The organism is Pseudomonas sp. PS02303 (assembly GCF_029959925.1).
Taxonomy (GTDB): domain Bacteria; phylum Pseudomonadota; class Gammaproteobacteria; order Pseudomonadales; family Pseudomonadaceae; genus Aquipseudomonas; species Aquipseudomonas mandelii.
Genome location: NZ_JASCOM010000052.1, coordinates 1 through 23,007 on the forward strand (window position 1 = coordinate 1; position 23,007 = coordinate 23,007).

Annotated in this window: 23 protein-coding genes and 2 pseudogenes; 16 read left to right on the forward strand and 9 right to left on the reverse strand. The window is 49.0% G+C overall.

What is annotated here, in order from left to right; translation table 11 throughout:
* Nucleotides 1-161 precede the first annotated feature (161 nt).
* From sutA to glnK, 4 genes are all read right to left on the reverse strand, one after another.
* Nucleotides 162-485 carry a transcriptional regulator SutA gene (gene sutA, locus QMX98_RS14440; RefSeq protein WP_010465107.1) on the reverse strand — a complete coding sequence of 108 codons (324 nt, stop codon included), beginning with the start codon at nt 483-485 and terminating at the stop codon, nt 162-164.
* A 101-nt stretch (nt 486-586) separates the two neighbouring features.
* On the reverse strand, nt 587-1,012 hold the full coding sequence (locus tag QMX98_RS14445; protein ID WP_008030499.1) for a secondary thiamine-phosphate synthase enzyme YjbQ: 426 nt from the start codon (nt 1,010-1,012) through the stop codon (nt 587-589).
* Nucleotides 1,013-1,226: 214 nt separating this feature from the next.
* Nucleotides 1,227-2,564, reverse strand: coding sequence for an ammonium transporter (locus QMX98_RS14450; protein ID WP_010465110.1), 1,338 nt, complete (start codon nt 2,562-2,564; stop codon nt 1,227-1,229).
* Between the two features lie 37 nt (nt 2,565-2,601).
* On the reverse strand, nt 2,602-2,940 hold the full coding sequence (gene glnK / locus QMX98_RS14455) for a P-II family nitrogen regulator (RefSeq protein WP_002555808.1): 339 nt from the start codon (nt 2,938-2,940) through the stop codon (nt 2,602-2,604).
* 417 nt (nt 2,941-3,357) lie between these two features.
* Between glnK and QMX98_RS14460 the strand changes: the two genes are divergently transcribed.
* Both QMX98_RS14460 and QMX98_RS14465 read left to right on the forward strand, forming a co-directional pair.
* A complete protein-coding gene (locus QMX98_RS14460; RefSeq protein WP_145306590.1) occupies nt 3,358-3,618 on the forward strand; it encodes an accessory factor UbiK family protein in 261 nt (86 codons plus the stop codon).
* A 420-nt stretch (nt 3,619-4,038) separates the two neighbouring features.
* Nucleotides 4,039-4,566 (forward strand): Bro-N domain-containing protein, encoded by a 528-nt coding sequence (locus tag QMX98_RS14465; protein WP_282410940.1) that lies wholly within the window; start codon nt 4,039-4,041, stop codon nt 4,564-4,566.
* On the opposite strand, the gene QMX98_RS14470 is transcribed toward QMX98_RS14465, so the two are convergent.
* Nucleotides 4,563-4,841, reverse strand: coding sequence for a HigA family addiction module antitoxin (locus QMX98_RS14470; RefSeq protein WP_077747144.1), 279 nt, complete (start codon nt 4,839-4,841; stop codon nt 4,563-4,565). The two genes, QMX98_RS14465 and QMX98_RS14470, sit on opposite strands and share 4 nt — an antisense overlap.
* A gap of 293 nt (nt 4,842-5,134) precedes the next feature.
* Between QMX98_RS14470 and QMX98_RS14475 the strand changes: the two are divergent.
* From QMX98_RS14475 to QMX98_RS14505, 7 genes and pseudogenes are all read left to right on the forward strand, one after another.
* A pseudogene (locus tag QMX98_RS14475) lies at nt 5,135-5,779 on the forward strand (magnesium chelatase domain-containing protein); the annotation flags it as partial.
* A 46-nt stretch (nt 5,780-5,825) separates the two neighbouring features.
* Nucleotides 5,826-7,553, forward strand: a complete 1,728-nt coding sequence (locus tag QMX98_RS14480; protein ID WP_282410941.1) for a recombinase family protein — start codon at nt 5,826-5,828, stop codon at nt 7,551-7,553.
* Between the two features lie 1,484 nt (nt 7,554-9,037).
* Nucleotides 9,038-9,202 carry a hypothetical protein gene (locus QMX98_RS14485; protein ID WP_166405450.1) on the forward strand — a complete coding sequence of 55 codons (165 nt, stop codon included), beginning with the start codon at nt 9,038-9,040 and terminating at the stop codon, nt 9,200-9,202.
* A gap of 72 nt (nt 9,203-9,274) precedes the next feature.
* Nucleotides 9,275-9,466, forward strand: coding sequence for a hypothetical protein (locus tag QMX98_RS14490; protein ID WP_131672167.1), 192 nt, complete (start codon nt 9,275-9,277; stop codon nt 9,464-9,466).
* Nucleotides 9,467-9,620: 154 nt separating this feature from the next.
* Complete coding sequence (locus QMX98_RS14495) at nt 9,621-10,838, forward strand: hypothetical protein (protein ID WP_282410942.1); 1,218 nt, start codon at nt 9,621-9,623, stop codon at nt 10,836-10,838.
* A gap of 172 nt (nt 10,839-11,010) precedes the next feature.
* Complete coding sequence (locus tag QMX98_RS14500; RefSeq protein ID WP_282410943.1) at nt 11,011-11,478, forward strand: hypothetical protein; 468 nt, start codon at nt 11,011-11,013, stop codon at nt 11,476-11,478.
* 23 nt (nt 11,479-11,501) lie between these two features.
* A complete protein-coding gene (locus QMX98_RS14505) occupies nt 11,502-11,738 on the forward strand; it encodes a hypothetical protein (RefSeq protein WP_282410944.1) in 237 nt (78 codons plus the stop codon).
* 799 nt (nt 11,739-12,537) lie between these two features.
* On the opposite strand, the gene QMX98_RS14510 is transcribed toward QMX98_RS14505, so the two are convergent.
* The gene (locus QMX98_RS14510) at nt 12,538-13,146 is read right to left on the reverse strand and encodes an SPOR domain-containing protein (RefSeq protein WP_282410945.1); all 609 of its coding nucleotides are present in this window, start codon (nt 13,144-13,146) and stop codon (nt 12,538-12,540) included.
* A gap of 34 nt (nt 13,147-13,180) precedes the next feature.
* Nucleotides 13,181-13,663: a hypothetical protein gene (locus tag QMX98_RS14515; protein WP_282410946.1), complete on the reverse strand. Its 483-nt coding sequence runs from the start codon at nt 13,661-13,663 to the stop codon at nt 13,181-13,183.
* A gap of 432 nt (nt 13,664-14,095) precedes the next feature.
* Here QMX98_RS14515 and QMX98_RS14520 point away from each other — a divergent pair, with 432 nt between their 5' ends.
* Together QMX98_RS14520 and QMX98_RS14525 are read left to right on the forward strand one after the other, a co-directional pair.
* Nucleotides 14,096-14,314 (forward strand): hypothetical protein, encoded by a 219-nt coding sequence (locus QMX98_RS14520; protein ID WP_282410947.1) that lies wholly within the window; start codon nt 14,096-14,098, stop codon nt 14,312-14,314.
* A gap of 129 nt (nt 14,315-14,443) precedes the next feature.
* A complete protein-coding gene (locus QMX98_RS14525; RefSeq protein ID WP_282410948.1) occupies nt 14,444-15,010 on the forward strand; it encodes a recombinase family protein in 567 nt (188 codons plus the stop codon).
* 228 nt (nt 15,011-15,238) lie between these two features.
* Here QMX98_RS14525 and QMX98_RS14530 read toward each other — a convergent pair whose 3' ends face one another.
* A complete protein-coding gene (locus QMX98_RS14530; protein ID WP_282410949.1) occupies nt 15,239-15,685 on the reverse strand; it encodes a response regulator in 447 nt (148 codons plus the stop codon).
* A gap of 93 nt (nt 15,686-15,778) precedes the next feature.
* Nucleotides 15,779-16,102: a hypothetical protein gene (locus tag QMX98_RS14535; protein ID WP_282410950.1), complete on the reverse strand. Its 324-nt coding sequence runs from the start codon at nt 16,100-16,102 to the stop codon at nt 15,779-15,781.
* 103 nt (nt 16,103-16,205) lie between these two features.
* Between QMX98_RS14535 and QMX98_RS14540 the strand changes: the two are divergent.
* The 5 genes and pseudogenes from QMX98_RS14540 to QMX98_RS14560 all read left to right on the forward strand — a co-directional run.
* Nucleotides 16,206-16,484 (forward strand): annotated as a pseudogene (locus tag QMX98_RS14540) (ATP-binding protein); the annotation flags it as partial.
* Entirely contained in the window at nt 16,474-18,828 is a 2,355-nt protein-coding gene (locus QMX98_RS14545; protein WP_282410951.1) for a hypothetical protein, read from the forward strand. The pseudogene QMX98_RS14540 and the gene QMX98_RS14545, both read left to right, overlap by 11 nt.
* Nucleotides 18,829-20,922, forward strand: a complete 2,094-nt coding sequence (locus QMX98_RS14550) for a hypothetical protein (RefSeq protein WP_282410952.1) — start codon at nt 18,829-18,831, stop codon at nt 20,920-20,922.
* The gene (locus QMX98_RS14555) at nt 20,919-21,425 is read left to right on the forward strand and encodes a hypothetical protein (protein ID WP_282410953.1); all 507 of its coding nucleotides are present in this window, start codon (nt 20,919-20,921) and stop codon (nt 21,423-21,425) included. The genes QMX98_RS14550 and QMX98_RS14555 overlap by 4 nt, the downstream gene beginning before the upstream one ends.
* Nucleotides 21,418-22,791, forward strand: coding sequence for a tyrosine-type recombinase/integrase (locus tag QMX98_RS14560; RefSeq protein ID WP_238706143.1), 1,374 nt, complete (start codon nt 21,418-21,420; stop codon nt 22,789-22,791). Before QMX98_RS14555 ends, QMX98_RS14560 begins: the two co-directional genes overlap by 8 nt.
* Nucleotides 22,792-23,007: the final 216 nt, after the last annotated feature.

The following is a 23,007-nucleotide window of genomic DNA, read 5'->3' on the forward strand; positions in this document are numbered from 1 at the left end:
CAGCGATTGCGGTGTGACATTCAGCATTTATGTTGCCTGACACACCGCAATCGCGAGCAGGCTCACTCCTACAGGGGATCGCCGCAGGCCCAGAGCTTTTTACCGCCCATGAAAAAGCCCGCAGCGACGGCGGGCCTTTTCAGCAAGCCAATAGCAGACGCTTAGATAGGCCGGCTGCCGTACTTGTTGTCAGGCTTCTTGGGCGGATCGGCGACCACATTGGCCTCCACTTCCTGCACCTTGCCGCCCCGTGCCAGAAACTCTTCCATGGCCTTGGCCAGGGCGTCGCGTTCCTTGTTCTTGGCTTCGACGCTCGGCAGCTCGTCAACCGACACCGCAGCCTTGGCTTTGCCTTTGGCGGTCGGAACGGGCGTTTCACCGCCGTCGTCTTCAGCGACGTCTTCGGCCGCTGCTTCCAGACCTTCTTCGGTTTCGTCGTCGTCGCCTACTTCGAGGTCGTCGTTTTCCAGATCATCGTCGCTCATGTTCTACCTCATGACTTGCGAAAAGCAGATTAGTTATAGCCCAGCTTCACCGTCTGTCGACAGCCGCCGGAAAAATTCAATAACCGCTGGTGACCAGCGGTTCATGCCTCTTCACCGTGCACGGTGGCGAGGACTTTACGGGCACCGCCAAAATCACGGTGCTCGCCCAGATAAACACCTTGCCAGGTCCCCAGCGCCAGTCGGCCTGCCGAAATCGGCAAACTGAGCTGACAGCCAAGCACGCTGGCCTTGAAGTGCGCCGGGAGGTCGTCCAGGCCTTCGTCGTTATGCTCATAGCCGTCTGTTCCTTGTGGGATCAGACGATTGAAAAACCGTTCGAAGTCGCGACGTACCGCCGGATCGGCGTTCTCGTTGATGGTCAACGACGCCGAGGTATGCTGCAGCCACAAATGCAACAGACCGACCCGGCACGCCTTGAGTTCAGGCAGGCCGGCGAGTAACTCGTCCGTTACCAGATGAAAGCCCCGGGGCCGTGCCCGCAGGGTAATCAGAGTCTGTTGCCACATACAGTTCTCCGCACGTTCGGGGCGCATTCTAGCGCGCTCTGGGAAAAAACAAAGGCCCTAATATTCCTTCAATCATGTAAGCCATTGGCCGCAGAAAAACGCCCGTCGTAAACGCCACCAAACGTGTACGAAAAAACCTTTCAGCAGTCTCTTCACTGACAAACGCCAGACAAAAAAATGCCCGGCAAGCCGGGCAAGTTTTTTATGCGCGTGCTTACAAGTTGTAGCCGCGTTCGTTGTGGAGTGCCAGGTCGATGCCGACGGCCTCTTCTTCTTCCGTGATACGCAGGCCCATGACAGCGTCCAGTACCTTGAGAATGATGTAGGTGACGATCGCGGTGTAGATCACCGTGAAGCCCACGCCTTTGCACTGAATCCAGACTTGAGCGGCGATGTCGGTGACGGTGCCGAAGCCACCCAGGGACGGTGCGGCGAACACACCGGTCAGGATCGCGCCGAGGATACCGCCGATGCCGTGCACACCGAAGGCGTCCAGGGAATCGTCATAACCGAGTTTGCGTTTCAGCGTGGTGGCGCAGAAGAAGCACACCACGCCCGCTGCCAGGCCGATGACCAGCGCGCCCATCGGGCCCACGGTGCCAGCGGCCGGGGTGATGGCGACCAGACCGGCCACAACACCCGAAGCGATACCCAGTGCACTTGGTTTGCCGTGAGTGATCCACTCGGCGAACATCCAGCCCAGTGCAGCGGCGGCGGTTGCGATCTGGGTCACCAGCATTGCCATACCGGCCGTGCCGTTGGCCGCAGCGGCGGAACCGGCGTTGAAACCGAACCAGCCGACCCACAGCATCGCGGCGCCCATCAGGGTGTAACCGAGGTTGTGCGGTGCCATCGGGGTGGTCGGGAAGCCTTTGCGCTTGCCGAGCACGATGCACGCAACCAGACCGGCCACACCGGCGTTGATGTGCACCACGGTGCCGCCCGCGAAGTCGAGCACACCCCAATCCCACATCAGGCCGCCGTTGCCGGACCAGACCATGTGCGCAATCGGTGCGTAAACCAGGGTGAACCACACGCCCATGAAGATCAGCATGGCGGAGAACTTCATCCGCTCGGCGAAGGCACCGACGATCAGCGCAGGGGTGATGATGGCGAAGGTCATCTGGAAGGTGATGAACACCGCCTCAGGGAACAGCGCCGCAGGACCGGTCAGGCTCGACGGCGTGACACCGGCGAGGAATGCCTTGCCCATGCCACCGAAGAACGAGTTGAAGTTGACGACGCCCTGCTCCATGCCGGTGGTGTCGAACGCGATGCTGTAGCCATAAATGACCCACAGAATGCTGATCAGACCGGTAATGGCGAAGCACTGCATCATCACGGAAAGAATGTTTTTGGAGCGAACCATGCCGCCGTAGAACAGGGCGAGGCCGGGAATGGTCATGAACAGCACGAGGGCTGTCGAGGTCATCATCCAGGCGGTATCGCCGGAGTTGAGGACTGGGGCCGCCACTTCGTCTGCCGCCATAGCCAGGCTGGGCATTACGAGGGACAACAGGGCTCCTAGCCCTGCGAATTTACGCAGAGTCATATTGTTTTCTCCTGGGGCGTTGGGTTTGTGGCGGCGTTTAAATCGCGTCGGTATCGGTTTCGCCGGTACGGATGCGAATCGCCTGTTCCAGATTGACCACGAAGATCTTGCCGTCACCGATCTTGCCGGTGTTGGCGGCCTTGGTTATCGCCTCGATAACCCGGTCCAGATCCTTGTCGTCAATGGCGACATCGATCTTTACCTTAGGCAGGAAATCGACCACGTATTCCGCGCCGCGATACAGCTCGGTGTGACCCTTCTGCCGACCGAAGCCTTTGACTTCAGTAACGGTAATGCCCTGCACGCCGATCTCGGACAGCGACTCGCGCACGTCGTCCAGTTTGAACGGCTTGATGATGGCAGTGACTAGCTTCATGAAAACTCTCTCCCGAATTGGTGGACTTGCCCCAGGAAAACAAACCCGACTCAAGTCTAAGCGCAGTGCCTGGCTTTGTAACGCATCGTCGACCTTACCTGCCCGTCCGACGCCAGCTAACCGCTCCTCACGAAACAACTCCCCGTTTCGCTTGGCGCACTGCATTCGTCACAGCGACTGCATCAGTGCATGGGTTACGACTGACTAAGCAGAAAGCTTGCCATCTCGCCAAAACCCACTGAATTCAACCCCTTGACCGCCGCCAACAGCCCCTTTCCTCAATCGGCCCCACGGATACGCACAACAACAGTGCGCAGCCGTCTGTCCACATGCGCGAAAAGCGTGCATCCCTGCTGACGGAATTGACTATAGACACTGCGTGATACACTGCCCGCCATTGTTGACAGGACATTTCCCATGCTCGCACCCAAAGATTTCCTCGACGCCCTGAGCGGCACCGCCTCCCGCCTCTTCAGCGGCGAAACCCCATTGCCGAAAAGCGAAATCGAAAGCCAGTTCAAGGCGTTGTTGCAGAGCGGCTTCAGCAAGCTGGACCTGGTGAGCCGGGAAGAGTTTGATAGCCAGATGGTTGTGCTGGCGCGGACCCGGGCACGGCTGGAAAGCCTCGAAGCGAAGGTTGCGGAGCTGGAAGCGAAGCTGAGTCCGCCTGCCGAGTAACCCTGCTGACAACGCAACCCCCTGTGGGAGCGAGCCTGCTCGCGAATAGAGTCACCTCGGTCTACCAGCCTTCCCACACTGGCCAGACCAACCCTGTAGGACCTGCCAAAGGCTGCAATCTCCTGATCCGCCGCCCCGCCACCATCTCGGCAACGTCCTACAAAGATCACCACCGCCGTCCGATAGCGCCGTGCAGCCCAGGCTCCTAAGCTCATTCTCAGCTGAATATTCGGCACTGGGTTTGGCGACCTGGAAGCTTAAGGCGTACGACGACCATCTCTCGAGTCATGGCGGCTGTGCGTGGGAGACCTTCGGGTCTGCCGGGTTCCTTTTGCTCCGGTTCGCCAACCCGCGTACAGCTGCCACCCAATTGTTTGGCGACGATTGACGGCAGCCTCTTTAGCAAAAGGAGCTGTATTAATGAGTTGCGATAACGCTTATCTAGTCCCTCACGTCTTCACCCGCCACAAACTCCACCTCCACGCGCTTTTGATCGAAAACCAGCCTTGGTTCAGCGCCCGAGACCTGGGCCGTCTGCTTCGCCTTTTCCTCGACGAACGCGCCGTCCGAAAACTCGATCCAGATCAACATCAATCCGCGCGAGTCGTCATCCACGGCACCCTCGAAAACACCCTGCTAATCAGCGAATCCGGCGTCTACGCCCTGCTCGTCTACCACTACTGCCCCGAATACCGAGGCCTGCGTGAATGGCTGACCCACGACGTAGTGCCAGCCCTCAGAGACGCCCAACATCCGGCAACAAGCGAACGCCCGATTCTGAGTCTGTTGAACTGGCCGGAGATGTCGCTGAGTTTGCTGCACTGGAATAACCAGCCGTGGATTCGGTTGCAGGATGTTCCGCACATGCTTGCGGAGGGTGAACGGGTGCAACGGACGGTCAATGCGCCTTGGTGGAAGCGTGCTTCGCGGATGTTGCAATCGCTTTAAGTATTTAAAGCCCTACCACGTTCGATTCCAGCTTCCCGCAAATCGTAAGTCGCTTGCAGGTTCAGCCAGAACTCGGGCGTGGTGTTCAGGTGGTCAGATAGCTTCCCCGCTAGATCAGCACTGACACAACGCTGTTGCATCACGATATCGTTGACCACATTTAACGGTTCGTTCAACGAATGGGCGAAAGCTGACTCTGAAATGCCCAACGGTTCAAGAAACTCCTCCTGAAGAATTTCGCCAGGATGAACGGGCCGCATTCCATTACTGTTCATTATCCTCTCCGAAGTCAGCGATCAATTAATGATCATAAGCAGCCCAGCCAGACAGACAAGAGCGCTCACCCACTTTCACCGGCGTCCGTCATTGTTCTAGGCAAGGTCCTACAAAAACATCATCCCGAGACCCATTACGTCGGCACCCCACGCTCGCTTACGCTTCATCACCAGAAAGACACTCGCAACATCCAGTGAAAGTTTGTCGCCTCATTCGTAACGCCGAAGAACAACACCCCGACTACCCTTCAAAAACCGCAGGAAGCGGTTCCCGTAAAGCTCAAGGAACGACCATGTCCCTCTCCATCGTCCACAGCCGCGCCCAGATTGGCGTGGATGCGCCCGCCGTTACCGTAGAAGTCCATCTGGCCAACGGCTTGCCGTCGCTGACGATGGTCGGTTTGCCCGAAGCGGCAGTGAAGGAAAGCAAGGACCGGGTACGCAGTGCGATCATCAATTCCGGCCTGCAATTCCCGGCGCGGCGCATCACGCTGAATCTCGCGCCTGCGGACTTACCTAAAGATGGTGGACGGTTTGATCTGGCGATCGCCTTGGGGATTCTGTCCGCCAGTGTGCAGGTGCCGACGTTGACGCTGGATGACATTGAATGCCTGGGAGAATTGGCGCTGTCAGGCGCGGTACGTGCCGTGAGGGGCGTGCTGCCGGCTGCGCTGGCTGCGCGCAAGGCCGGACGCTCGCTGATGGTGCCGCGGGCGAATGCCGAGGAAGCCTGCCTGGCGTCGGGATTGAAGGTGTTTGCCGTGGATCACCTGCTGGAAGCCGTTGCGCACTTCAATGGACATACGCCGGTCGAACCCTACGTTTCCAATGGCTTGCTCTATGCCAGCAAACCCTATCCGGACTTGAATGAGGTGCAGGGGCAAATCTCGGCCAAGCGCGCATTGCTGATTGCGGCGGCTGGGGCTCATAACCTGCTTACCTTATGATACTTTACACCTCCACCCATTGCCCGTGCCCTTTGTTATGTCAAAAGCCTATAGCTACATACGCTTCAGTAGCCCGGAGCAAGCCAAAGGTGATAGTTACAGGCGCCAGCGGGAGGCAGCAGATCAATACTGTCAGGCCAATGGGTTAGAGCTTGTCAGCTCCCGTGACTATCTATTTTTCGACAAGGGGCGATCAGCGTTCAGGGCGAAGCACCTTGACGACACGGGTGAGCTAGCGAGATTCCTCGGATACGTGGAAGACGGCACCGTTCCTGCTGGCTCGACTCTGATTGTAGAGAGCTTGGACCGTCTGAGTCGGGAGCGGGTGAAAGATGCTCTACCCCGCTTTCTAGACCTCCTGAACAAAGGCATCAAGGTCTACACCTCTGCCGATGGCAAGCTGTACACAGAGGATTACAACGAGCTAGACCTAATCATTTCAATAGTTCACATGAGTCGCGCCCACAACGAGAGCAATCTCAAGGGGCAACGAGTAAGCAAAGCGTGGAAGCAAAAGCAAACACTGGCTCGAACCGAGAAGAAACCGCTAGGTCGTGCATGCCCCTATTGGCTCGAATTCAACAATGGCGAATACCACCCATTGCCCGAACGTGTAGAAGTTGTGAAACGAATATTTCAGCTTGCGTGTGATGGGCATGGGCATCGCGCAATAGCTAAGATTCTGAATGAAGAAAACGTACCGGTTTTTGGAAGCCTTAAACGCAACCTATCTGGGAAATGGGGCAGCAGCTCCACCGGCAAGATTCTAAGTAACAAAGCTTTATTGGGCGAATACCAGCCGACTGGTCTTGTGGATGGATTGCGTCAACTTGTAGGTGAGCCCGTAAAGGATTTCTTCCCCGCCGTGATATCGGAAGCTGATTACTATGCGGCCCAAGCGGCTCGCGTGTCCCGAAATGTCAGCAAGGCGACGAAGCCTTCCAAGAATTTCAACGTGTGGCAAGGAATAGCGAAATGCGGGTTGTGCAAAGGGCCGCTGCACCTCGTAAACAAGGGCAAGCCTCCAAAGGGAAGTAAGTACCTTCGTTGCTACAACAGCGCAAAAGGGGTATGCCCGAGCAAACAATTTAGGCTGGATAGATCAGAAGTCGTATTCAAAGAGCTATTGGCTAAAGTGGACAGTTTGAGTCTGGTTCAAAATAGTCAGGGCCAGCTTCAGCGAGACGTGCAGGTACTTGATGGGAAAATTGCTGAAGTACAGTCGAGGCTTGGTGAACTACAAGAACAGGCAACGTCAGCAGGTAAAATTCCGTCCTTTCTTGTACAGACCATGGTTGACCTTGAAGAGAATCTGGAAAGCTTTCAGCGCCAGCGTGAGCAGCTAAAGACGGATTTGTCCCGAGAGAAAATTTTATCCAAGGAAGATTTCTTCAGCAGGCTAGATCTTGAGAGTTTTCAAGGTAGAGCGCGTGCAAACGGGCTGTTAAAGGGACTTAATGTCATAGTCACCCTTGGTCGGGTGAGAAAAGTAAAGTACGCCCATATAATCAACTATTGGGTATTTTCGGGCGACAAAACCTTGCTGGGTATTAAGGATGACGGCGTAGCTCTAGTGTTCACTCCGCTGACCCGCCCGCTGACTATTTTGGCAGAGCAGCAGGGCGACAGTTTCGCGATTGGTATGATGGGCCACCTCAACAGGGGTCGTGACATTCTCCAGGGCGAAAGGAAGAGATCTGTAACGGTAGAAGACCTTGCTAGACTTCACGAAACAATGCTCGACGATATTGATAACGAAGAATGATCCCCTTCAACGCCTCTAACGTCTGTCGAAAAGCCCTCTCACTGCGGTGTTTTTGGGTGTCAAATCGCCGTTCGCTGAAAATGGCTACCTATGTAGCCTCCAACGACTAACGCCCCTCACAAGAGCTTTAAAGCCGAACTACTACTTTCAGCAATAACGCAAGAGATTGATTGAGGTAGTTAGATTTATACTGTAGAATAGATACCCTCTTGTAAAAATATAAGATCGGATTGAAGGTCGGTTAACATGGTGGCTAACGCTTCCTGTGTGAGATGGCAGCTTCTTTCTTAAACAAGCGGACTACTGTGAGTGATGGGACAGTCTGCAAGGTAAACTGAAAAACACTACCTCCCTAACGATTCTAATAAAGTCGTGCGATATGCAATGTGTTGAGACAATGCGTTATTAGTGTCATTGTCCTGAAGGCAGCTGCCCTACCCGTGCAGACTGTATAGAATCTGGTTTTTTCGGATTCAACTTACCTCGTTCCCAATTTCGATAACGCTTCGGTGTATTACGGGTATGGAATCAGGCGAGCTATCAGATAAGGTATCTCTATTCGGTCTTAGGCAGAGCGTTGGCTCTGTATGGCCGGGTATAGGTATTCTTTTATCTGAAGTTCTCCTGAAACCCATTTCGATTTAGTAAGACATACAAGCAAACAATAATAAACACAACCCCATAGCAAGTTATAGCTAGTTACATAGTTATAACTAATTAATCTTAACTAACTGCAAATAAAGTTGCAATTTGAACACTAAGTGTGAGATGATACATCCTCAATAAAAGAAACAACACTGATCCAGATTTAATAGTACTTCGCTCTACCTTCTCGCATACCCCCTCGTTAAAAAACATTCGACCTAATGGTGTTATTAGAGTTTCCTCGTTAGGTCAATGCAGGCGGATATTGTTTCCTTCTTTACAATAGCCGCCATCAAAAAACTTCTGAAGTTTCAAACCACAATTCGCGCTATAGATTTAGTCTGAATTGTGGTTTGTTTTTGTTTTAAATTCCTTAATCTTGAATATTCCAAACAATACCGGAGGGCTTTTCAACGCCTATGAAACTAATAAAGCAATGTAAATGGTGTGGGAGTGAAATGCTAACCACACGAAGTTCCAAGATTCTCTGTTCTCAGAAATGCCATAACCACTTTCACTACTGGCGACAGAAAAGCTATCCCGGCGAAGGCCCTCTTGCGGGATTTAAACTGATTCAAATTCTGAGTAAAGCACATCAACACCCAAACCCGAATTTCATTTATCCCGAGGAAACTATATGAACTGTGAAATCTGCAACGCATTATTCGAGCCCACCAATAAAAATCACCGGCACTGTAGCAACAATTGCAGCGTCATTCTTTATTCAGCACGAAAGAAGGTTCGCTTACAAATCAAGGAAGCACTAAAGGCATTGAAAACCCCGGAGCAAGTCAAAGAATTCCAGCTCGCTCTAACCCTTCCCAACGGAGATGATCATTATGCAAACTAAGATTGTTAAAATCGCAATGCCACTGGATCTTATCGAACTGTTGGAAGCTGAGGCCGAACATTACGACTCTTTTACAAGGATGATGAACGCAGTCTGCCGCCGCTACTTTCTCCACCGCGAACTTAAGGAACAGTTTGCAAAGCTAAGTAAGTGATAAAGATTAATAAGTCTTTGCCCTACAACCCGCGTCTTAATTGATCTACAGCCAACCCAAGGTAATACATATATGAAAAAGATAAAGGTTTCATTGTCTCAAGAAGCCACAACATCTTTGCTTGAGCTAATGGAGATGTGGGGTTATGACAGTCCTACACATACCTGCAACAAAGCAATAGATAAACTGTTTAAATTAATCAAACTACAAGCCCCTCGTGAGGTAGAAGATGGTCCAGCGAAACAAGATTTGCAGCTACTGTAATTCCCCGTACACAACGTCTCAGTATAAAAGCAAATACTGCACCCCAGCCTGCCGCGTTGCGAGTAATAACGCAGCTGCAAGAAACAAGAAAGAGTCAACTCGACTTAGCAAGGCTGAAAAGAGAATTGCTCGCCTACCTGTATCTGAACATTGGTTGTGGCTTTCTCGTGAAGTACGCCGTGCAGGAACGGTAGAATGTTTACAAGGACATACTCCTGAGACGCTCACCCAGCTTTTTGAGTTATACAATTACAAGCACAAGACATATGCGTACAACCCCGAAAGCAGGACAAGCAAGTTTCATACGGCTCATATGAGCCCTGTGAAGGGCACACACTCCGTAGGTTGTTTACATCCTCATAATCTATTCATTGCCCCGGCGTTAGCCAATCAGGTGCATTCAAACAAGTCATATGAAGGCATGGGCCTCTCAGTCAGTAGAGCGAGCCTCAAACAGAAATGGTTGATTGCAGATGACACATCAGATAAAGACGTGCTGGCGAAAGTAGCAAAGTATTTGGGGGGCGTGTTAGTGGAGTATGCCAACAATAACAAGATCGATACATCGCCTCGACTGTCCCAGGCACGCTGGATCAACAAAAATGTTCCTGACTGTGGGTTTTCACTCACTCAACTTGAAAAGAAGGGCAAGCGCGAGTTAGACAAGATGCGTGCAAACTTTGAAAACAAGGAATTGTATGAAATGGACCTGAGTCCTAGGCGTTCGATTCTGGTTGCGCTGGATGAATCTATAAGGCTCGCTGAACAGCTGCCCGCTGGTACGCACCGAGACAACATAGCTTTCTTCACTCCAGTCCTTCGGGCGGTGGGTGCGTGGTTAAGCCGGGAACCAGACCAAGAAGGCCTCAGCACCGTCTTGGATCGGCCTTACGGCGCTATGTGGGCACCTCTGAAGCTCCGGGACGGTATGGGTGCAAGCAAGCTGCGTGATTTCGTCAGCTTCCAGACGTTTCAGGCGATGCAAGGCGCGCCAGTAGATAAGAAATTGGTGGTGAACACTCTCCGCAAATATCTGTGCGTCACTGATCTATCGCCGGACTACAGTCGCAGCAATGACAGTATACAAAAGTGGCACGCCGATCAGTACGAGCGGTTTTACAAACAAGTACCTATGGTGCAGGACGCAATCATATCTTTAGGACTGTGCACCAAGCTTCAAGAATACGAGTACTTGGAGGAAGCAAAATTAGCGAATGCTGAACTGGCTATGTTTGAAAGCTTCAACTACGTGTGTGGGACAGATGAATACGATTATTCGATGCTTAACATTCAGATTGAAGATGACTATCAACCTAATCCCACTAACCCCAATCTGAGGAAATTCATCGAACCCATCTATGTAGACTTCTAACAGCCGACTAGTAATAAAAAGATATTTAGCATTACGCTCCAAGCCTTGATATACACGACCTCCACACAAATACATACATAACAAATTCTGTTCTTAACTGAACAAGATACAAGGCAATCCCCTGCCTTACACAAAGCCATTATGGCATCTAAAACATAGAAGGAAATAATATATGACCAGTACCAAACAACACGTTAGCCTTCAAAGCTTCCAGTTCGATCAGGAAGTATTTGATAAACGATTGAAGAACGCCATCTTCAGTTTCAAAAGCTCAGCGGCAGCATTGGAAACTATTCACGAACCTGTATCGATTGTAATTCCAAAGATTATGGAAATGGCACAGAAAGGACGAAAACTCAGTCAGTTCCGCACCCCTCAAAACCTGAACGGATATCTGCTCGTATGTTTTGAGAAAGAAAATCTGGAAGAAGAGCTTCAGCGAATTGAAAAAGAGGTGAAAGCGCAATACGAACTTGAACTGGAGGCAGACAAGGAACGAAACATTCAGCTCCTGGCTCAGCAGTTGTTCGATCAAAAGAAAGCAAAAGAAGCCAAGGCTCTTCAAGTAAAAGAAGAGAAGGAATTGGCTGCTGCTTTGGCTGAAGCTCAGGAAGTATTCCAAAACCTCAACACCAATTAATCCAATAAGTACGGAGCTACAATATGATGAAGAACGTTCTATTTCCAAAGACCCGCGAAGAGAAACTTCTAAGCGCCCAGTATTTCAGCAAGACTGCAAAGGCCCCAAAGCCTGCTGAACCAGTAGCCGCTGTAAAGCCAAAGCAGTCAGATGATGAGATTCAAGTCTATGTAGATCTGTTGCTTGAAGCGAGCAAGCCTACAGAACCTGTGGATCACACCAAAGAGATACTATTGAAAAGATTCCCTAAACAGGATTAAGCAAGCAGGAATCGAGCTAGCAGGAGCTTGGGAGACTTATGTCTCCCCACTCCTTTGCACCCTGCATGTTTGTTGGGTTATTGACGCCAACTGTTTAGCACGATGCATTCCTCCGCCAATAATGCAATATTATAACGCTTTGCAGAATAATAAGTTAAAACGATAAGAAATAAGAAGGTTTAGGAAATTGAATAATGTTGCAATTGCCGTCCCAGTTCTGTTCGGACTCATAGGTGTTATCTGTATTTCATTGCTGACATTTGCTTTGATCACAACGAAGGCTGACCATAGTAGTGATGATGCGATCCGGCAGAGACTGGACTCACTGGTTAACTACACCGAGGGGAAAATTAATAATAACGCTGAAAGGCAAGATAGGATAAATACCGACATGGAATCACAGCTTAGAATTTTAGATGCTCGGCTCAAATTACTACAGGCACGTAACCAATGACGTATTTCTATTGGTTTATCTTGAAGGCTTCGGCAGACAACCTAGACAGCAGCACAAAGCCTTCTATTGGCTCGTTCTCGCCCGTTAAGGAGCGGTGGCAGTATCTAGAGAGGTCCGGGCGTTGGTCGGTGCAGATAGAATCTGAAGTCACTCCCAGCGAAGCCGTAGGCTTATATTACGACCTTACTGCTATGTCACGGAGCTGGATAAATGGTGCTGTATTCGTTAATGGGGAGGCAGTCGGCGGACCTTGGAGCGAAGAGGCATTTCCCGCATTTGTAGAGGGATATGCGCTCACCTACGCTCAAGTAGAATTGACACCTCTGTATCAACGACTCTCTGTTCCTATTCGTTGATAGTCGCTGATTGGGGAAAATATCTAACCACGAAGCCTTTGAGGTTATGATCCCGGTCCAACTGTTGCCGTATCCGGTCTGCTTCTCCCCGTTCCGATATAGGCCCAACAAAAATACGATTTTTGCCGTCTGACTGAGTTCGGTAGACACCATATCCAGCCCGTTTTAGATTCTCCATTAGCTGCAACGCAGTTGTCTCAGATGAAAGAGACGCGACTTGCACGCTCCAAATTATGCTCTTGTTCTGAACAGGTTCAACAGGGGCTGTTTCGAGTGGTTTGGGTTTTAGGCGGAGGACGAAAGCAAACGCCATAGGCTTTGCTTCCCAAAAAATGCTCTTCCCGTCTGCGATGATATCTATCGTCACTTGATGATTCTCTCCTTCGCCCTCAACGTCAGCCATACCTTTGTATTTGTTTCCAGATTCATGAATTGCTGTGACGCTGCGAACCTTAAGATCATACTTTTTTAGATTTTCATCGGAATTCAACTTTTCCTGCATAGACAGCTTTGTCTGCTCACTCACTTCTTCAATGGATGGACCGCAGCCAGAAATCAGAATGACCAAGAACGCTAATACAAGTGTCTTTCGTTGCATAGCTGCACATCCTTGTATGAATCACCAGGAGCAATCAGGGTTTATTATTATGCGGATTCGGAAGGGCTGGACGTTGTATTGCCTGTGCTGCTTCAGGTGTATGTGCCGCAACCTGAGGAGCCTCTACCGTAGGGTTGAGTGGCAAGGGGCGAAAGCCTCGATATACCCACCCTACGGCCATACCAGCAAGGAACACTCCTACGCCTGCTGCGAGCGATGCTATCGCTGCAACAACGAATGACCATATCGCAACCTTGGGTATGTCCTGAATGAGTTTAACGTAGCTGGTTTTGCTTGCAGCGATAGCATCTTCTGCTTGCTTCACCGCTTGCTCGCTGCCTGAGCCTGTGCTCACCTGTTTAAGCGTTTCTTCCAGCCGAGCAATCTCGCTGTCATACAAAGCTTTTACATTGTCCGTTGGGTGCATATACCCATCAGATAGGTAGACCATTGTGTACAGGCCAGCTAACACGCTGACTACTGCCCACAATCGCTGCCAACCGTTAAGGTTTTCCATTCGCCTGCTCTCCTTGGTCTAGGTCTATTTGTCCATGGTGGCACACGCGGGGCGAGTAATGGCAGTGCTAAATCTAGCCCTCACTCCCGGCCTCAGTAAAGCCGTCTGAATCTCCTAACGGCACTATCAGTCATCCCACCGACAGTTTTCACTAGAAGGCAAGAGTCCTTCAGCGCCTTGCTATAAGAGCTTCCTGAACTAGCTTTGTCGGTGTCGCCAGCGTGGCGATGAGCTATTAAGGAGTGGATATGCCGACAAGATATCGTGATGCGGTTACTGGAGAGTACGTAACCGAGGGCGAGGCCAAGAAAAGACCAAGGGAAACCGTAAAGGAAAAGGATAAGCCGACGAAACCTACGAAGCCCAAAGGTAAATAGCCGTTTACCGTGGGGGTGTCGTTAGGTGCCCTCACATTTCTCAAGGACGATCACCATGCCAGACAACACTTCAGCCAACATCGCCACAGCGGACGCGCTTACCCTCCTGCTGCATAACCAGCATGGAATCGCCGCTGCTTTAGAAGAGGTTGCAAACTGGGCAACTCGCCACGGAGGTGCACACATAGCTGAAAACGTATTGGGTTCGCTTCAGGTACTGGATAAGAACGCTCAGGCCCTCACCGATGCAATCAACCAACTTCGCCGTTTTTAGGCATCATCAAACGACCGTTAAACGATACCTTCCTGACAGACGGTATTAGGTATCATATAAATAGGCTTTGGATATTGTTGATACCTTGGTACACTGATACCACGTTAAACGATACCGGAGCCAAACATCATGTCACGCACCTTCCTCTACTGCCGAGTCAGCACCTCCAACCAGTTCACTGAAAACCAAGTGCAGGAAGTGAAAGCGGTTGGCTTCGATGTACAAACCAGCCGGGTAGTGGAAGAAACGGTGTCAGGTAGCGTTGCTGCAAAGGAGCGTGCAGGCTTCCAGAAGCTATTAGAACGTATGGAATCGGGTGACGTGCTGATCGTTACCAAGCTGGACCGATTGGGGCGTAATGCAATGGACGTGCGCCTAACCGTAGAGCATCTGGCTTCAACTGGTATCCGCGTCCACTGCCTAGCCCTCGGTGGTGTAGACCTTACCAGTGCAGCAGGCAAGATGACCATGCAAGTGCTGGGGGCTGTGGCTGAGTTTGAACGTGACTTGCTTATCGAGCGTACACAGCAAGGTTTGCTGCGGGCCAAAGCAGAGGGTAAGAAGCTTGGCCGTCCCGAAGCCACCGATACCACAGCAGATGTTCAGCGCCTGAAAGCACAAGACAAAACTCAGGCACAGGTAGCTACCGAGTTGAAGATTGGCATAGCAACAGTGAAGCGTCACTGGAACAAGTAACTACTGATCAGTAAGAAAGAAGACCCAAGCACTTCTCACTCAAGAACCGTCTTTTCTAGGCGGTTTCACGCCCTCTGAGGCGTTCTAGCGCCTGTTCCGTCTCTGGGTCAGGGGTAGCCTCAAGCGCCCCTGAAACCTCAGATATTCGGCAAAGATAGCGGCCCCCGTCATTGAAAATCCAGGTACTGCTTAATGCCCCTGAGAAAGCGCCATTTTCCGCCATGGCTCTCAATCATCTTCGCCGAGGAGTGAAGACTTCTTACTCACCGGCACACCGGGTTGAAGCAATTCCGCAACTGCCGTCACCAAACCTTCTAACGTCCACGGTTTTGGAAGGAAGTTGGTAGCTCCCGGCAGCCCGATAAAGGTGTCAGTCCAGCCGCTTGTAATTATTATCGGTATCTCGGGCCATCTGCCCCGGACAAGCTCCGCCAACTCTGCCCCTTGAACCTGTCCCGGTAGCCCGTGGTCAGCAATGATTAGGGCGCATTGGGTGTCAGATTGCAGCAAGTAAATCAAAGCATCGTCACCGTTGCTGAAAGCGACACACTTAGCGCCAACGTCCACCAAGATTTCTTGCATCAGGTCACGTAGTATAGGGTCGTCCTCGACCACAACGATTTCACCATCGATAGGCTGTAGCCGGAAATTCACATCCATAGCGAGGTTGTCCACCCTCCAATCTGGCTAGTCAGTCTTTCACCTTCGGTGTGCTGGGTCTACGGCTTGTCGTGCGGTACGGTCAGATCAGCCCTCGCGCAGCGAACCTCACAATTTGAGAGGCCTATCCTTAACGTAAAAGTTGAATCTGTCAGTTACTCCCGACTCAAACCCTCGCTCGAATTCTTTATCCCAACCAAATACGATCATGGCAGGCCCTACAAGGTATCCCGTGCGCGTTGCTCCATGCTCCTCGGGTGTTTTTATAAAATACTTTGGTTCATCCAGCCTGATGCTGCGTCTTAGCGCTTCCGATAAGTCATGCGCCGAGCCTGGGTGCTTGAGCTCTTCTGATACCTCTGTTTTCCCCGCTTTCTCCTTACCCTCAAGTACATATTTGTAATGGCAAGTAGCCATTTTATCCTTGCTCATACGGAAGCCTCCTGATGGGTAGTGGGGGGAGCCTAGACCATCAAAAAGATATCTGTCCTGAGCCCCAGCACCATCAACCGATTAAGCCGTGGGTGTTTTGTGCCACAACCTGCTGTTCAGCGGACCGCCGGGGACCGGGAAAACGTTGCTGGCGAGTCGGTTGCCGGGTTTGCTTCCACCGCTCGCCGAAAACGAGGCGCTGGAAGTCGCTGCCATTCAATCCGTCACCAGTTGCGTGCCCCTGAGCCACTGGCCGCAAAGACCCTTCCGCCAGCCCCATCACTCGGCCTCCGGCCCAGCGCTGGTGGGTGGTGGTTCGAAACCGCAACCCGGCGAAATCACCCTCGCCCACCACGGCGTGCTGTTCCTCGATGAACTTCCATTTTGACTTTTTAGGTTTGGTTGTCAAAATCGAATTTAGACCGTCAGATCAAGGGTTTACCATGGCATTTCCGTCCATCGAATCGTTGCCAATCTTCTCAAATGGGGTCCACTATGATCACTATCCGTATGAGCAGCTGAATGAATACCAAAGGGCAATATTTACCGACGCAACGTCGAGCCGTGGTCGGCTATGTTCATCAGTGAAGCAGATTACGCTTAAAAGCTTTGAGTGCTACCTCCAGATAACCCGTCAGGCGGCAACTCCGCGATCGCAATCGAAATTCCGAAAGGTGGCGGAAGGCTTCCTAGGTTTTTTATATTCAGAAAAACATATTGAAACGACTCCGCTACTTCGCGCCCAACGAGCGAGGTTTTTCATATCAATAATTCCTTTCCTATCAGAGAAATACCCCACCAAGAAAGATTATTCATTCCCCTTGACTATCGAAGAAATAAACAAATACATAAGTGTGCTGAATAGCTTAGAGCAATGCCCCCAAAAAATAGAATATTGGCGAGGATGGCCGTTGCTGAATGTTTCTGGAGGGATGCATTTTCTTCCCTTATGGGCGTTTTACCGAAAGCTTGGTGCCAACTTTACAAGGAAACTCTATTCTGAAACTCATATCTTCCTATCAGGAAGGCGTTATCGAGCAATGCCAATGCTATCGAATCTAGGAGATTTTATAGAGACTCAACTATTGGATATCACACCTACACACTTAACTTCAGACGTATTCATGAGCGAATTCTGGGATCGTTTTGTGAAGTATTACGTTACAACAGCATATGATAGCGGAAAAGGTCAGAAACTAAGCACCATCGCATCGGCCTGGAACGTACAATTCTCAGCTTTCGTGCGCAACCAACTCATTCCAGCATCCCTACTAAGTGGGGGGTATGCTGGATTACCCGTGTTACCAAAGAGACTCTATACCGATGCGGCTTCAAGAATCAGCACTGGAAATGACGGAACACTCGTTCATTCAAAATTATTGCACGATATTCCACTAGAGATTACCGACCAAGCGGCTATCTACCACATCTTTGACAGCCTAAACTCATCAATGAACGACTTAACAACCTGGGCTAAAGCTGAAGTCGCAGATCTGGACGCCAGACTAAATCGACGATTGCGAGAAGCGCCGAATGGAACACTGCGCTGGATCGGTGGATCTGGAGAAAACGAGGGAGGCCAAATTCAATGGATGAGAGATCGGAATAATCCAGCGTGCTTTGCTAATGCAGCACGAAATATCGAAGAGCACTCCTATTCATATATAATGGAGCGAGCTGTCCAAATTTTTGCTTCGCCATTTGCAGAAACAGCATATGAGCTAGGATTAGCAACAACAAGCTCATTGTACCCACACTGCCTACTACTCGTAAGTCTGTATCCAAAAATCACCGTTGGTTTCTTGGAAAACTTGGAGATATATGATGAGCATGGGAAAAAAATTGGTTTCATCCCAACCGACAACGGGTATCAATTAGTTGGATATAAACTTCGTAGAGGGCACCGTGAAGCTGAGCAGACTATTAGCCTTTGCGAGTACGGTGCATATCTTGTTCAACAAATAATCGACGTCACCGACTACGGCAGACGATACCTACAATCTATTGGAGATGATAATTACAGATATTTATTATTATCCGCAGTTAGAAGCTTCGGCAAATTTCAGCGACCAAAGTTAGCTTCGGTTACCACATCACCCATCCCAATAGAAAGACTGGTATCCGGCTTAAAGAAATACACGAACCTAGATCATGCTGAAGCTACGTACCTCGCACAACGCGCTAATCTCTCCACAATTCGCGCGACCGCTGGAGTAATGATCTATTTAGAATCAAAAAGCGCAAAAAAAATGTCCGAAGCTCTTGGCCATAAATCATTTGATCCATCGTTGTTAGCGCGCTATCTCCCAGCACCCATTTGGGATTTCTTTCAGGATCGATGGATTAGAATTTTTCAAGCAGGAATAATTATCGAAGCGATGGATGGGAGCCCATACAAACTGAAGGCTTCAGGTTTTGACAGCTTAGAGCAGGTTGAGGAGTTTTTATTAAACCACTCGATACAACTCCCCCCTGAGGAATCAAACACTCGCTTTAGCGAGGCGCGGCCCGACAGCTCTATATTGGTATCACTGAATGAACAAATTTTTGAAGAACTATTAAAGCTTAATGATTCAAGGTACAAATCTAGCAGCCATTTACAATCAAGTCTTTGGAAAGATCTCAGCTCTAAAATAATCACTCACGTTGACTCATGCCTTAGTGATCGACCAGACATCCAGCTTGCACTCTCTAACGCTAAAAACAAACTAGGGATAACCATTTAAATGAACGCGAAAGAAAATATTCACGCGCTGGCCTTTCTGGAAGAAATGTTCCCCTCCCAGAAAACTCGGTTTGAGAGCGAATGGTTGACCTCGGACTTTGATTCCAACGTATGGTGCTTTGATTTCGCGCACGGGTATAGATTTTGTGTAAATTTCAACGTGGAGCTCGAGGACGGGTCTAAACTTTCCGACCCCAAAAACAAAAAATTATTGAAATTATTCAAAAACTGGATAACTGTTCAGAATACCCAGAATTTAAATCAAGGTGTAAAACCAGGTAGTATCACCGCGTACGCTAACACGCGAAGAGCGATAAACATCATTGACTACCTTTTGCTGAACAGTTCGCGCCTTAAGCTCGCCAGCCATGGATTAAACCTTCTAACAGAAAACGATGTCGCATCGTTTTTTTATCAGTTGTCGAGTTCGGAAAAAATTGCTGAAGGGGTCTATAACTGGCGGCAAACTGTGGTCGATTTCCTAAGAAGATCCAGTGAGTGTAGCGATCAGATTGTCTTACGTTTCGCTGAAAAAAATCCCGATCTCTATGTTTTAATGATTCAAAATGAAACAGCATATGGCCTTTCGCCAAGCGAAACTCTTAAAGTCAAAATATGGCTACATGAGAACGATTATTATAGTCCCATTCTCAGCTCGGGGTACAGGTTAACGGTAAGCATCACCCGACTGGCATCACACATCTATAAAAATACCCTTGTGGGGGGCGCTATAAAAAGTGCTTTACCTGAGCTAAATCTGGCCCCTTATCCGGGGATGACAACTGAGTACAATGTCGTTGGGGTTCGCACGGCAAATGAAGACTCGATGTCAGATCGACAGTTTACCAAATATTATGCAACTTTTATGGCGATAAACAAACTGCCAGAATTAGGAATTGAAATTCCCAGTCATGCTTTTACTAAGCTCAGTTTGAGTGCTTTGAAAGCGCACCTAAATTTAGCGCAAACCATGCGTTTTAAGACATTGAGGCCGAGTATCCTATTACCTGCGCTGCAAAAGGCTATCGATTTTATTTACGAGTACGGAGAAGACATTTTCCAATCTGCTTCTGCTGTCATTGCTGCTCAAGCAAAGTATGGGGAGAGCGTAAACGATCCTGATTCGGATTGGTGGGTTCGCAAAGCTATCACACCTCGCCTAGCTGGGTTAGGAGTCCAATGCTGGAGTCTTAGCACCAAGATGCTGGCTGGCAAAAAACTCTCTAAAGAACTTAGAGAAAACAAAGTTCAGGAGTATTTTAACAGGCTCCGCAGTAACGAGGGGCTGTGGGAACTGTTACGAGTATATTATGGCGCAGCGCAATTGATCATCGGATTACTGATGGCGCGGCGCCAATCGGAACTTAAAAGCTTGATGCCGTTTGAGTGCCTTGATGACTCAAAGCGAAATTTAATATTTTTTAACGCAAAATCCGGATTTTTATCCAATAAACAAATTTTAAAAAGACCCATTCCAAGTATCGGCGTTCACATTATTGAAACATTGGAAAACTTCCAAAGCCTGCTGCTCAAAAATAAACTCATTATTGAACATACATATTTGTTCGCCCCGCCTGACAGATATGCAAAAGGACTAAAAAAGAGCTTACATTCGCCTGCCTACAATAGAAGTATTGATTTTTTCTGCGACTACATTGAGGCACCTCGAAACAGCGAAGGATCAAGATTTTATTTCCGCCAGCACCAACTGAGGCGCGGCTTTTCGATGATATTTTTTTGGGGCAATTCATTTGGTGGCCTCGACACATTAAGATGGTTCTTGGGCCATGCAGATCTTGAACACCTCTATCATTACATTACTGAAGCCACTCCCGGAGAAGTACTTCGCGGGGTAAAAGCAGCTTATCTGGCAGACTCCTTAGCGGCTGGCGATAAAGAGGTATCCAATGAACTCGCGGCAGCTCTACTTTCACATTTTGGAACATCTGAATTTACCATACTGGATTCTCAAGAAGTAGAAATCTACTTGGAAACACTAATCGAAAACCACTCGCTAACTGTCGAGCCACATTTTATTAAAATAGACGACGCAACTACATATAGGCTGGCAACTAAGCTGATAAAATCAATATGAACAAAAAACTCCATTCGACAATCAACCTTTACAATTTACTTCTCGATATTGCCTCTCATCCACACAAATATCAGAAATCAGCAATAGGAGCTTTCTTAAAATCACAAGGCTCATTAGCTCGACACTCAGCTCCGGATAAAAACATCTATCCTTGCTCTTTAAATACGTTGAAGACCCGTGCTGATTGCTTTCTTGCAGGAGGCTTTGAGGCTATGGATCATGCAAGAATTTTGGCACTAAAAGTGTGTTCCCCAGTAGTGGTTCTGATTTCTGCTCAAGACAAACCTAGAACGTTAAAAGACGACGTCATTGCTCTTAAAAAAGAAATACAGTTTCTCAACGAAGAAATTCTTTGCTACACCATCGCATTAGAAACAAGCATGGAACAGGCGAGAGCGTACGCCAAGAAGACAAACAATATAGTAAATATTCAACTCTGCGAAAAACAACAATCGGAAATTTATGCACTATTGAAATATCCCAGAGTCACGACCAATGACTAAACTTTATCGTTTGACATCAGCGCACTTTCAGCTACCTTTAGCTCTACTTTCCGATCAAACATATATTTTCAACTCGGCTTCGTACATCCCGATGCTTCGCTACCCTAACGGTACATGGTGTCACTACTCTAATTGCTACATGCATTCTCTTTATAGAAAAGGATTGTCTCGCAATAACAAAGGCGGAACATTAAAAACCTATGCGGGCAACATAAGCCATTTACTGCGTTTTTGTTCGGATAACGCGATTGATGTTGCGCAAATGACCGATAGCCTCTTTATACTATTCATGCAGACGTTGCTTAACAACAAGAAATCATTGTCTACGACACACACACTTCGGTCGACAACTTCAATACTTACGATAGGGAAAAACTGTATCGACTTACTGGCCTATATCGGAAAAATCACCGGTAGAGATGAGTTTGTCGGTAAAGATGGAGTGATCAGAGCTGAAAAAAGAAAAGCTGAAATAGATATTGGGAAGGGAAGAAAGCGCATCACCAAATACTATTGGCATCACCGTTCATTTCCTGAGCCATCGCCTGACAAAAAAAGATTCCCGATTACTGAGGCTCATTCGAATGCCATTATCGACGCAGCCGCTGGTACTGAGGACCTATTTCTCAGAAAGCGTAGATTCGTGATGCTTAAACTACTCGCCCATACTGGTTGCCGACGTTCTGAACTGGTTTCGATAACGACGCATGATGTATATGCAGCGCTTCATGAGCCTATCATCGGATTAAAATTGATGACGGCGAAAAAGCGCGGAAACTCAATCCATCATCGATACTTGCCCATCTCAATTCCGGATTTAAAATTCATCGTTTCTTATATTGAATTTAACCGACTCCCAAAAATTAAATCTCTGGGAGTTGAGGACGATGGCTTGCTGTTTATCAGTGCACGCACTGGAAAGGGCCTAATGCCAAATACGATCACACAAGAGATCTCAGAGTTGGCGGGACTAGCTGGCATCAATGAGCGCTTATCTCCACACATGTACAGACATCGCTTCATCACTCAATATTTCATAAAATTGATTATTCAGCATGACTTTAACAATTCTGATGAGTTCAGGAACTTACTAATCAACACTGAATCCTTCAAACGTGAGGTGCAACAATGGACAGGTCACACAAACATTAATTCTTTAGACAACTACATACATCTTGCTTTCTCAGATATATCCAACAGAAAAGAAGTTGTGGAGGCGGCAATCCGCAGCGAGCACCTTTCATCGTTACTACAAACTGTCAAAATGGCCCAAGCAGAAATAAAAGCGGGATTTTCCTCATCATCAGTTAATGAGCTGCTGAATACGATATCCGAATATCTAAATGAGCTTCAGCACTCGGCCTAACAAGCGTTATTTGGAATTACCAATCTTCTACTAGCACACCAAAATCAAAAGCAAATCAGATCATGGCCGATGTTTTCGAGTGGCCGTTCACGTACATTGCACAGCGATTAGCTGATCCGAATCGCTTCCCCCCTCGTTAACCATTGGCTTAAAATTCGCTAAGGTCGCATGCCGGCCCTGAGGTTGGAGAGAATTGTCAGGCCTCCTTATCTTTTG